Origin of the sequence: Moorena sp. SIO4E2, assembly GCF_010671945.1 — a bacterium.
In the GTDB taxonomy this organism is placed as follows: domain Bacteria; phylum Cyanobacteriota; class Cyanobacteriia; order Cyanobacteriales; family Coleofasciculaceae; genus Moorena; species Moorena producens.
In genome coordinates, this window is sequence record NZ_JAAHIE010000260.1 from 1 (window position 1) to 10,097 (window position 10,097).

Consider the following 10,097-nt stretch of genomic DNA (forward strand, 5'->3'; position numbering starts at 1 on the left):
GTCAAAGCTTAATCAACCATAAAGTTTTCAGACTTCTGTCACCTTCTAGACTAAGGCAGTGGGAGAATAGAGTTATCACCAGCTAAACCATTCAAAACCCTTAAAAACCCAACTATGGCTAAAACCGTTGCTGAAGTCATGACCCGTGACCCGATCGTGGTGCAGCCCGAAACACCGATTAAGGAAGTGATCAAAATTATTGCTGAACAAAGCATCAGTGGCTTGCCAGTGGTTAACGAAGCAGGCAAATTGGTGGGAGTGATTTCAGAAACTGACTTGCTGTGGCAGGAGACAGGAGTAGAACCGCCAGTCTATATCATGTTTCTCGACAGCGTGATTTACTTAGAAAATCCTGCCCGTTATGACCAAGAACTCCATAAAGCACTTGGACAAACCGCTGGGGAAGTAATGACTGGTCATCCCATGAGCATCAAACCGGATCAACCCTTACGGAAAGCGGCTAAGTTGATGCAGGAAAAATCAATCCACCATTTACCAGTAACAGATGAAGCGGAGCAAGTGATTGGAATTCTGAGCTCTGGGGATATTGTCCGCGCTATGGCAGCTGAGTTAAAGAATTAAGGGAACTGTTCTATCTCAAATAGTGTTCACGCTGAACAAATAACATGGTAAGTTGAGTTTTGGCTAGATATTGAGCAATTACCCATGACCGTTACTCGTGAATCTGTCCAAGAGCTGCTGAATTCAACGGATTTTGGCCAGCGCATTAGTGGATTAAACCAACTACGCCAGCTGGAACCATCGGTGGCGTTTGAGCTAATTCAACCCTTGGTTAACGATAACAATGTTCGGATTCGATATGGGGCAGTCAGCCAGCTCGATACCTTGGGTGATCAAGATTTAACCGTATCTTTGACCCTATTACGCGATCGCCTTTTGAATGATCCAGAACCAGATGTTCAGGCAGCAGCAGCGGATTCCTTGAGTGCCTTGAAGCTCACCGAAGCCTATGATGATTTAGAGCAAACCTATCACCAAACCACTGAGTGGATCATTAAATTTAGTATTATAGCTGCCTTAGGGGAACTAGGTGAACCCCGTTCATTTCAACTTTTAGAAGACGCTCTCAAATCCGATATCAGTTTAATCCAAACCGCCGCCATTAGTTCCTTAGGAGAATTGGGAGATCCCCGGGCTGTGCCTCTGTTGATTCCCTTTGCCACTAATTCCGATTGGCAAATTCGTTACCGGTTAGTACAAGCACTAGTTAATCTGGGAGGAGAAGAGGCTAGGGCAGTCCTAGAAACATTAGCTAATGACAGTGTTGAGCAGGTGGCTAGTGTAGCGCAAGAGGGGCTACAAGCATAAGGGAATAGGGAGAAGAGTGTGGGGAGAGGCGGGAGTGTGGGAAGTGTGGGAAGTGTGGGAAGTGTGGGAAGTGTAGGAAGTGTGGGAAGTGCCCAACGCAATAACAAACCCAATTACAAAAACCCTTCCATCTCGATCATTTCAATCATCTGAAGTCCACGGGGGTCTCCCACTTTCAAGAGGGCAGCTTTGGCGTCTTCTTGTACCCCTAGGTCTTGATCATCAGCAAATGCTTCAATTAAGGCATCAATAGCACCAGCGTAAACCGCATTGGAGGGCAATTCCCGACACAGTTGCCCGATAGACCAAGCACAATTACTGCGCACTGCTGCTACTGGGTCTTTCCTTAAAGCAGTAATTAAGGGCGGAATCGATGCGATTACTTCTTCATAATCTAACTCTGCCATTTGCGCCAGAGCACTAGCTGCCCACAAACGCACTGCAGGAATATCCGTTTTTAGGGAATCAATTAGAGACGCTAAAGCACGGCGATCGCGACAGTTCCCCAATGCCCAGACAACCCCTTTACGGACATAACCGTTCCAATCTTGGTTAAGTTGGTCAATCAAGGGCTTTACTGCCGTGGGACTGGGATTGCGCCCTAGACCATAGGCAGCACTTACCCGCACTAAGGGACAAACATCATTTAACAGGTTAATCAGATCGGGAATTGCCCGCTCATCTTGCAACTCACAAAAAGCACGAGCTGCTAGCATCCGTTGCTGGCTTTCCGGTGCCGTTAACAGAGCCAGCATTTCCTCTGGATCAGGTTTGGGAGCTTCTAACTCATCTTCAATCGGCTCTATGTCATCTAAAGGGCTTTCTAGTAAAGCCGTATTATCCAGTAAACTTAGATCATCATCTTCATACATGCCTGATAACCTACCTTATCTTGCCTGATTCTACCAGTTTCTTAATTAGTATTGTCTGTGCAATGGTTTAACCATCCACAGAGATTGGGTTCTAAAACCCAGTCCGTGGTAAAGGTTCAAAGCGACTTGATTCGATTGAAACACCTGTAGTCCAATTTGGCGATCGCCTCTTGCCCTTGCCCTAGCTTCAGCCTGCTGCATCAGTGCTGAACCAATGCCTTGACGGCGGTGTGCTGGCATGACGTACAGTAAAAAAATATAGGTATAGCGATCGCCATTTACCTGATCAACCCCATTTCCCATCCACAGACAACCAACTGGCAAGGGATGAGTTACGATAGAGCCTTTCCTAGAAACGTTCCCATCCGCTACTGTAACCCACCACAGCGGGGTTTCTCTGGAAAAGTACTGTTTAACAGTCCTCGCCAGGTGAGAAAAATCATTTTGTTCTGGGAAAAGCTCTTGGTAAGTTAATTCCATGAACTTCACCAAAATTGCCCGTTCTCGTACCGTTCCCAGGCGTAGCTGGTACCGTGCTAACAATGGCTTACTCACCAGTGTTCCCAGAATTTTGGTTAACAACCAACTGAGCCGATACTGGTGCTTGAATGCTGGCAGCGTCAAACTCTTCAATCGGTGCAGGGGCTAGCATATCGTTCGGTAAAAAGATCCGAGAACTGACTGCCAATAGGGCAATTAAGAAGCCTAGTAATGCCAGTAGGGGAGCAATGTACTGACGAAATATAGCCATGAATTTAATGGTTCGTTGATTTTAACAATTCTTTACTTTCTCCATCTTACAACAATGGCAAAGCTTTTAGCGGTTGAACGCGATCGCGTGGCCTTTTGGCCAAGGTTATTTGGTTGAAGGTTGAAGGTTGACGGTTGGGGGTTGGAGGTTGGAGGTTGGAGGTTGGAGGTTGGAGGTTGAAGGTTGGAGGTTGCAGGTTGAAGGTTGGAGGTTGGAGGTTGGAGGTTAGAGGTTGGAGGTTGAAGGTTGGAGGTTGGAGGTTGGAGGTTTAAAGTTTAAGGTTGGAGGTTGGAGGTTGGAGGTTGGAGGTTGGAGGTTGGAGGTTGACAGTTGACAGTTGAGCACCAACTTTATCACCAGTACATTACATCCGATCAGCGCTAGCTAATATTAGCGTTAAGTTGCTCTAATCTAGCGTTTCTCATAGTAATCAGGTACACAGAATTTTTTCCCACTTACCTTCCCCCCTTATTAAGGGAGGGGGGATCCCTCTTGTTTCTTACCTGTTCCCAGATCCGCTGTTCCCTATTCCCTGTTCCCTATTCCCTGTTCCCTTAGACTCGCTCGGCTAGTTTTGTGATCACTTGAATCACGGTATCCGCAAGTTGATCATTTCCCCGGAGCCAACCGAGGGGAGTTAGATGCTTACCGGGAAGTTTCTCATCAATGAGAAGTTTATTGCCTAAATTCTCCTCTAGCCAACGCACCGTTCCAGCTTCTTCAGCAATCTTATCCTTACTGAAGCTAATCAAAGCAGTAAGATTAAATAAACGGCTATTTTTGATCAAGCAATAGGTTTGTTCGGGTGTGGGTAACACCCCGAAACCAAGTCTGTCTACTAAATCAGCTATGAATGGAACAGGAACCGCACTACTGGTACCGCTAATAACAGGAGCCATTAATACAGATGGTTGATTGATCAAAGAAATATATTTTAGCTCAGCATCTCTGAGGCTATCTTCAATCTGCTCATATTGATCTTTACCCACACAATCTCCCAGAATTTCCTGAAGTTTTTTGGACTCCAAATCACTTAAAAGTTCCAAGAGTGCGATGTATTTTGTTCCAAGGCTGTGACCTAACCAAAAATAATTATTCCCTCTGGCAGAGTAGTCTTCTTCATAGATACTGTACTCATAGCCCAATTTTTTTGCTTCTTCCAAAATTCCCTGGAATAGGGTTTTTTCTTCTTTGACCAAACCAATTGCTACAGGCCAATGGCGGAAGGTAAATCTAAACGGTCTGGCAACAACGGTATAACCTGATTCAAATAATCGCTTGGCGATATATCGGTAGAAAATTGTCGGAAAACTTCCGAAAAACGCACCACCAATTAACTGAACAACACCTATCGGCTTGGGATGGATAGCAACCCAAGCAAAGGGAATTGGTCTAAATTTAAATTCGGCATTCATGGCAGTAAGCTCTTTTAGGATAACTAAGTTGCAGGTTGCAGGTTAAAGGTTAGAGGTTGAAGGTTACAGGTTAGAGGTTGAAGGTTAAAGGTTAGAGGTTGAAGGTTACAGGTTAGAGGTTACAGGTTACAGGTTAGAGGTTGAAGGTTAGAGGTTGAAGGTTGCAGGTTGCAGGTTTAAGGTTGCAGGTTTAAGGTTACAGGTTGCAGGTTGCAGGTTGCAGGTTGCAGGTTGCAGCTTGAAGGTTAGAGGTTGAAGGTTACAGGTTAGAGGTTACAGGTTACAGGTTAGAGCTTAGAGGTTACAGGTTACAGCTTTCAGGTTATTAACCCTTCAACCTTGGCCAAAGGCCACGCTACGCGAACAACATTAAAACCAAGCTTGGCCAAAGGCCACGCTACGCGAACAACCTTGGCCAAAGGCCACGCTACGCGAACAACCTTCAACCCAACCTTGGCCAAAGGCCACGCTACGCGAACAACCTTGGCCAAAGGCCACGCTACGCGAACAACCTTCAACCCAACCTTGGCCAAAGGCCACGCTACGCGAACAACCTTGGCCAAAGGCCACGCTACGCGAACAACCTTCAACCCAACCTTGGCCAAAGGCCACGCTACGCGAACAACCTTGGCCAAAGGCCACGCTACGCGAACAACCTTCAACATTCAACCTTCAACATTCAACCCCACCTTCAACCTTCAACCCAACCTTCAACCTTCGTTGTCTTTTCACCTGAGCCGAGTTGGGCACGAACAAACTGTGTCCGCCGCTCAGTTAATAGCAAACTCAGAGCCATGACGAATTCAGAGGCACTACCGACAAGGGTCCCAACTCGAGAAATCGGTACAGCATTGCCAATTAGGGCAACCAAGGTTCCCACAAATAGCCATGGCCATTTCAGCCTTACCCAGATGCCGATACCAATCAGCAGCACGAACAAATTGACCAAAATTGTTACAATTGGTGGAGCACTCACTTCCGCTACTGTGTAGCGCAAGGTGCCAGCAAAGGTGACTGGAACCAATTCTAGGCCAACAAACTGGGTCGCCACTTCAAACCCACCCAGTCCTAGGGCAAGCACCCAGGAGAAAACTCGTACAATTGTATTAGCCCAAACTGCTCCAGCGCGGTGAGCTAGCTCAACAGCAATTACAATGAACAGCGGCACTACTAAGAAGTGTAATAGGAAGCGCACCATACTCAGTGATTTCAGGAGATCTCCTTCACCAATCAGGCTCCCCATGGCCAGAACTAGATTGTCATAGCTAATGCTTGCTAGCACAATTGGCAGCACAATCATGGCCAGACTAGTTGAGCGACGCCACAGGCGAATCGCCCATGCCAGTAATACCCATTCCACCAAAGCAAGACTGAGATGGCCAAGGGGATAAATTTTTAACAAACTTTTAGTCATGATGTTCCATAAACTGAAACAATATCTAAGCTTGGTCGTGATAAGTCGTATAGCTCTCAAAAACGTGACCCACCTATGCAAGACCGGCTTATGGGTAAGAGTATTGATCCTCGAATAGCATTTACCCTTATTTACCAGTTAATTGATTTCAATTCATTGTTGCAAGTTCCTGGATTGATAAATTTACGTTAATTAATAAATCGCAAGATATTGTATTCAAATCCGACATCACCATTCAGCTCTTAGCTAAGATAAGACAATGCTGGATCAATAAAGAGAGTCAGCCCTAATCGCTTTTTCAAATAGGGCACTTTTTCGAGACCCGGTTTGGCAGGGCAGAGTTCTGTTACCCTTCAGAAATAGTTGATAGCTGATCAGCCTTGGGCTGAATGGTTACCATAGGATTACAGTCACGGTTAGGATCTTGAGGATTTTTCGGTTTATTCTTATGTCAATTAAGATAAAATACTCTAAAATAAGTAGGGTAAAATAAGTAGGTGCGAAAAGGTTACCATCACCAGCATTGAGCTGGTGGGATTATTCCCTATAGGTTTAAGCAACTCTCTCTCTCCTAAAGGGGACAGTGTTGCTTCTAATGCAAGTAATTCAAAAAAAATAGCAGGAAGACAAGGAGTAACTAACTCGATAACTTCAGATAATTTCAATTGAAGAACGATCGGGTTTTTAGCCCGTTAGTGCTTTGATTGCTAAGTTAAACTTAAGCTAATGCGCTACGCGCACGCTACTTGAGGTGCTATCAGCTATCAGCTATCAGCGAACGGGTGACCCCTGACCCCTGACCACTGACTACTGACCACTGACGGCTGACGGCTGACGGCTTACATTTACACCGACTTGGGGTGGTCAATCATGACGAAATCGAACGGATTAGCTTTAGTCTCAGGGTTCATCAAACTGATTATCATTTGTAGTCTGATTCAACCGATGCTCGGTTGTACTCAAGCAACGGAAAATTTGAGTAAGGCGGATTTAAATCAAGAGATTCAAGCAACAGAAAATTTGGTTAAGGCGGATTTAAATCAAGAGATTCAACTTCATATCGATCAGATGGCCTTAATGGAATCGAAAACGATGCAAGTTAAGGTTCTGGATATAGTAGAGGATTCCAGATGCCCAGTTGATGCGGTTTGTGTGCAGCCAGGACAAGTCACCATTGCCTTCGAGGTTGTTAAGGAAAACTCACAACCAGAGGAGGTTGAGTTAACCCTGAGAGCAGCCCAAGAAAATTTAGCCGTTAAAAATTTTGATGGCTATTCCATGATATTAAAAAATGTTGAACCCTTGCCAATGACTAATCAGGAAAAAATAATACAATCCGACTATATTGTAACGATTGTTGTATCAAAGAGTTAAAAGCTCGGAAATCTAACCTATAATGTAATGCTGATTTGGGTATCGATTTTTTCAATCGAGACACCACAGATAAAGGCGTTGCTGATTTGGGGGGATGTTTTATGAAACGGTGAAACAGGGTGAAGAGACTGGAAGTAAGGAAAGATAGAACAGACTTAATCATCCGACCAATAAGCAATGCCATAAATCAGAAACTGTTTTGAGTTGACTTCGCTATGATTAAAAGTGGCTGGCAAGGTTTCCAAGGTGTTGCTTCTGGCAATAAAACTTGGCAATAAAACCTGAGCTAGCAAGGGCGATCATAGTAATAGCAAAAATACTTAAATACTACTATGCCTACCAAGATAAACCATCACCACCATCACCACCATCACCACCATCACCACCATCACCACCATCACCACCACAACCCTCTGCACTGTATTGTTCCGGCGTATATGCTGCGGGAAGTTTCAGAACAGGGAAGCCCTATGCAGCGAGAACGGGCATTGAGCGCCCTAGTGGAATCTGGTCAGTTCCGTGGGGTGCGCCAGGAATTAGCTGACTTCTCCACACGACCCAGTTCCCGAGAACCAGGAGCAGCAAAACAACGGGTGATCTGCCATGCAGACTACCAAACTCGTTTACCTGGCCGTCAAGTCCGGGGGGAAGGAGACCCGGCCACAGGTGACACAGCAGTAGATGAAGCCTACGATGGTTCTGGAGCCACCTTTGATTTATATCGTGACATATACGAGCGGAACTCGATTGATGATCGAGGGGTGGTGTTGACCTCAACCGTTCATTATGGGCGCGGTTTTGACAACGCCTTCTGGAATGGTCAACAGATGACCTATGGGGATGGGGATGAAGATTTGCCAGAAGAGGAGAGACTCTTCAATCGCTTTACTATCGCCATCGATATTATTGGTCATGAGCTGACCCATGGGGTGATCCAATATGAAGCAGGACTGGTCTATCGGAATCAACCAGGTGCTCTCAACGAACACTTCGCTGATGTGTTCGGAATCCTAGTTAAGCAACGGACACTGAACCAAACTGCTAGTGAATCGGATTGGGTGATTGGAGCTGGTCTGTTTACTGAGAATGTCAATGCTAAAGGCATTCGCTCCATGAAAGAACCAGGGAGTGCTTATAACGACCCCAGACTAGGTAAAGACCCTCAACCAGGTCATATGAGAGACATCTACACCGGGTCTCAAGATAATGGTGGGGTTCATATCAATTCTGGTATCCCCAACCGAGCCTTCTACATTGCTGCTCTGGACATTGGTGGATACGCTTGGGACAAGGCCGGTTGGATCTGGTATCTTACCTTGAGGGATAAGCTGGGTTCCACCTCAGATTTTAAGGATGCTGCCAGAGAGACATACAAGGTGGCAGGTGACCGATTTGGTGTTGGCAGCCTGGAACAAAAAGCTGTCCGTAAAGGTTGGGAAGAGGTAGGTGTTGAGATTATTGAAAAGCCTCCGGCACCTCAACCCTCTGAACCCCCAGGATGCTCCGCAGGTGCGCCAGACTTTATCAGGTCTTTTTTCACCCCCTCCTCTTAAGGTTAGGAAATTCTTTAGGGTGCGTTAGGGAAGGGCTCGCCCAAATTTTCCGCCTTTTCGGGCCTGGCAAAGTCCGTCCAGTAACGCACCATCCATAGGCTCAGATTTTGGCATTGCTGAATAGTGGAATGATTTGAATAGTTTTGTGGAACGGGCATCAGGCGTGGAACAGGCATCTTGCCCGTTATCAATATTTCCGGACAGGCAGGATGCCCACCCTACTCATAATCATTCGAAGATTCAGCAATGCCAAAAAAATGGTAGTGGTAAAGATGTAGTGATTTGGCTACGGTAAGCGTCAAGGTTTCGGGGATTAAAATCACTACTTTTGTACCACTACCGAAAAAAGATGTAAAATCACTACTTCTACAGGACTACTAAACTCCCCCCATAGACGCTCGCAACCCTGCCAGGAGTCATCTCACCTTGAGATTGAGGTTTTTAACAGATTTTACAACATTCTTTTGATGATTGAATTCCAACATTTTGAACCGTTATATCCAAAAATGTCTTGGTAAAAAGCATCAATCTTGTAAGTGTCTTTATACTGCATCAAAAATCTACTAACCTCTCTAATCTTGTCACTCTTAACATCACCAATATCTTCAAAGTTTTCATCCCAATACTTCCAGCACTCTAGATTGGTGTCCTCAATAATAATATAGTCTCCAGCATGTCCATGAGAATGAAAAGTGCTTAAAATCCCAGAGACATTGACATGAGCATCTTCAATAATTAGCCAGGGATGATCTAATTCAGAAAGCATTTTGGCAGAAAATAATTCCTCAATTTTGTTGACATCACCCTCAATGAAAGTGATGCGATCGTCTTGTTGTGATTTCTTGTCTAAGAAGGCAAGATTAATGTCAACAGAGTAAACCTGGCATGGAATCTCAAAGATCTGCAGATGATCAGCGATCCAGACAGCACTACCGCCTGTAAACGCCCCAATTTCAATGACTACTTTAGGTCTTAGTTCGTACAGAAGCATTGGGTAAATCACCATTTCCAGAGCACTCTTCCAAATAGGAATTTCCTTCCAATGCTGTTTGTAGCTACTTTCAATTAGAAACGGCCATATATTAGATGGCAAATCGCAACAATCTTTTCGTGCATCAATGTCAATAAATCGATCAGATGCAGACATCTCCCGTTGAGGTAAATTTTCTTCTTTAAGGCTTTTATATCCAAATTTATCTGACATTGTATCTACCTGTTTATTCATAGTTCGATATCTTTGTTGCGCAGAAAATATAAAAAAATATTTTCAGTTATCTCCAGATGTGAGCAGTTTAATAATAAAGGAGCTTACAGTGGATTCAGAGAAGCATTATTTTGCAAAGCATCAATAAACATACTGACAAAGCGTCTCTTGTCTCCCATACCGCA

Annotated in this window: 12 protein-coding genes; 6 read left to right on the plus strand and 6 right to left on the minus strand. The window is 44.9% G+C overall.

From position 1 onward, the window contains the following. Positions 1 to 114 precede the first annotated feature (114 nt). Together F6K37_RS23000 and nblB are read left to right on the plus strand one after the other, a co-directional pair. Positions 115 to 582: a CBS domain-containing protein gene (locus F6K37_RS23000; protein ID WP_008190106.1), complete on the plus strand. Its 468-nt coding sequence runs from the start codon at positions 115 to 117 to the stop codon at positions 580 to 582. Between the two features lie 84 nt (positions 583 to 666). Further along, the gene (gene nblB, locus F6K37_RS23005) at positions 667 to 1,329 is read left to right on the plus strand and encodes a phycobilisome degradation protein NblB (RefSeq protein ID WP_008190108.1); all 663 of its coding nucleotides are present in this window, start codon (positions 667 to 669) and stop codon (positions 1,327 to 1,329) included. A 113-nt stretch (positions 1,330 to 1,442) separates the two neighbouring features. Here the strand turns inward: nblB and F6K37_RS23010 are convergent, their stop codons facing one another. From F6K37_RS23010 to F6K37_RS23025, 4 genes are all read right to left on the minus strand, one after another. Then, positions 1,443 to 2,201, minus strand: a complete 759-nt coding sequence (locus F6K37_RS23010) for a HEAT repeat domain-containing protein (RefSeq protein WP_008190110.1) — start codon at positions 2,199 to 2,201, stop codon at positions 1,443 to 1,445. A 45-nt stretch (positions 2,202 to 2,246) separates the two neighbouring features. Further along, positions 2,247 to 2,756 carry a GNAT family N-acetyltransferase gene (locus F6K37_RS23015; protein ID WP_008190112.1) on the minus strand — a complete coding sequence of 170 codons (510 nt, stop codon included), beginning with the start codon at positions 2,754 to 2,756 and terminating at the stop codon, positions 2,247 to 2,249. Then, positions 2,749 to 2,952 (minus strand): DUF8624 family small hydrophobic protein, encoded by a 204-nt coding sequence (locus tag F6K37_RS23020; protein ID WP_008190114.1) that lies wholly within the window; start codon positions 2,950 to 2,952, stop codon positions 2,749 to 2,751. The genes F6K37_RS23015 and F6K37_RS23020 overlap by 8 nt, the downstream gene beginning before the upstream one ends. Before the next feature lie 554 nt (positions 2,953 to 3,506). Next, entirely contained in the window at positions 3,507 to 4,367 is an 861-nt protein-coding gene (locus F6K37_RS23025; RefSeq protein WP_287252361.1) for a DUF1350 family protein, read from the minus strand. A 339-nt stretch (positions 4,368 to 4,706) separates the two neighbouring features. Here F6K37_RS23025 and F6K37_RS23030 point away from each other — a divergent pair, with 339 nt between their 5' ends. Then, the gene (locus F6K37_RS23030; RefSeq protein ID WP_131826906.1) at positions 4,707 to 5,165 is read left to right on the plus strand and encodes a hypothetical protein; all 459 of its coding nucleotides are present in this window, start codon (positions 4,707 to 4,709) and stop codon (positions 5,163 to 5,165) included. On the opposite strand, the gene F6K37_RS23035 is transcribed toward F6K37_RS23030, so the two are convergent. Further along, positions 5,059 to 5,781 (minus strand): hypothetical protein, encoded by a 723-nt coding sequence (locus tag F6K37_RS23035; protein ID WP_008190128.1) that lies wholly within the window; start codon positions 5,779 to 5,781, stop codon positions 5,059 to 5,061. The two genes, F6K37_RS23030 and F6K37_RS23035, sit on opposite strands and share 107 nt — an antisense overlap. Positions 5,782 to 6,651: 870 nt before the next feature. Between F6K37_RS23035 and F6K37_RS23040 the strand changes: the two genes are divergently transcribed. The 3 genes from F6K37_RS23040 to F6K37_RS23050 all read left to right on the plus strand — a co-directional run bounded on the left by F6K37_RS23040 (position 6,652) and on the right by F6K37_RS23050 (position 9,003). Next, complete coding sequence (locus F6K37_RS23040; RefSeq protein WP_008190132.1) at positions 6,652 to 7,155, plus strand: hypothetical protein; 504 nt, start codon at positions 6,652 to 6,654, stop codon at positions 7,153 to 7,155. A 437-nt stretch (positions 7,156 to 7,592) separates the two neighbouring features. Next, entirely contained in the window at positions 7,593 to 8,708 is a 1,116-nt protein-coding gene (locus F6K37_RS23045; protein WP_008190136.1) for a M4 family metallopeptidase, read from the plus strand. A 145-nt stretch (positions 8,709 to 8,853) separates the two neighbouring features. Continuing rightward, positions 8,854 to 9,003: a hypothetical protein gene (locus F6K37_RS23050; protein WP_207554295.1), complete on the plus strand. Its 150-nt coding sequence runs from the start codon at positions 8,854 to 8,856 to the stop codon at positions 9,001 to 9,003. Between the two features lie 156 nt (positions 9,004 to 9,159). Here the strand turns inward: F6K37_RS23050 and F6K37_RS23055 are convergent, their stop codons facing one another. Beyond that, positions 9,160 to 9,912, minus strand: a complete 753-nt coding sequence (locus F6K37_RS23055) for a CmcI family methyltransferase (protein WP_131827307.1) — start codon at positions 9,910 to 9,912, stop codon at positions 9,160 to 9,162. Between the last annotated feature and the right edge of the window lie 185 nt (positions 9,913 to 10,097).